At 65.3% G+C, this 346-nt stretch carries 1 protein-coding gene; it reads right to left on the bottom strand.

What is annotated here, in order from left to right; genetic code table 11:
- The coding region (locus GJV78_RS23260; protein WP_167519730.1) for a hypothetical protein at positions 1-346 on the bottom strand (346 nt) is incomplete at both ends.

Raw genomic sequence — 346 nt, 5'->3', positions numbered from 1 at the left:
TCCAGCTCAGCGAAGAGACATCCTGGCCTGTCAGCGCGCCGCTTATGCCGATATCGCTGCCGGAAAGCCCGGTCACCCGGTTGCCGTACCGGTCCTCAACCGTCACCGTCAGCACCGTGCTGTCACCCACCTTCAGGGAATTTTCGCTCGCCTCCAGGGTGACGCTGTCTGCCGCGTCGGCGCTGTCCGGCTGCGTAACCTCCACCGGCACCTCGCCTGATGTCCTGTCACTTCCCACCATCGCCTTCAGATGGTGCCTCCCCACCTTCGTCAGCGGCAGCGTCACCGCATACTCTCCCGCCGTCCCGGTCGCGCTGAACGTTGTCCCGCTCAGGGTCTCCACGCT

Source organism: Intestinirhabdus alba (assembly GCF_009711095.1).
GTDB lineage: Bacteria > Pseudomonadota > Gammaproteobacteria > Enterobacterales > Enterobacteriaceae > Intestinirhabdus > Intestinirhabdus alba.
Note: the sequence above shows the minus strand (reverse complement) of the source record. Positions and strands in the feature narration are given on the sequence as shown.